Below are 405 nucleotides of genomic sequence, written 5' to 3'. Positions count from 1 at the left end.
GTGCCGAGGTCAATGCGTTGCTTGCCTCCAACACGTCGGTGCGGTTTCCGATGCCCACCGCCCGGCAACGCCTGTCGGCCGTGGTGCTGGCCCAGCACGCAGACGCCGCACCGATGCTGGAAGGGATGCTGGCCGTGCAACAGGCCCGCGACACCCGCATGGCACAGGCACTGACCGCAGCCCCTGCACCCGCGCTGCTGGTGGCCGGCCGCTGGCATGTACTGCGCGGCACCGGCGTGCCGGGCTACCTGCCACCGGAGGTACCGGCACTGGTGATCGCGCTTGCGTCACCCGACGAAGGCGTCGATGCGGCCGATGCCGATCTGCTGTGGGTGCCGGGCGATGAGTGAACGCGGCCAACACTGGCAGGCGATTGCCATCAGCATCGGCCTGCACCTGTTGCCC

General features: G+C 69.6%; 1 protein-coding gene. It reads left to right on the top strand.

Annotated features, from left to right (window positions below; translation table 11 throughout):
• A partial coding sequence (locus I6F21_RS38275) for a ChaN family lipoprotein (protein ID WP_225184456.1) occupies positions 1–350 on the top strand: 350 nt, incomplete at its 5' end.
• Between the last annotated feature and the right edge of the window lie 55 nt (positions 351–405).

Origin of the sequence: Bradyrhizobium sp. NBAIM03 (assembly GCF_020194055.1) — a bacterium.
Lineage (GTDB): Bacteria > Pseudomonadota > Alphaproteobacteria > Rhizobiales > Xanthobacteraceae > Bradyrhizobium > Bradyrhizobium yuanmingense.
The sequence above is the reverse complement of the archived record's forward strand: the minus strand, read 5'-3'. Positions and strand labels throughout refer to the sequence as shown.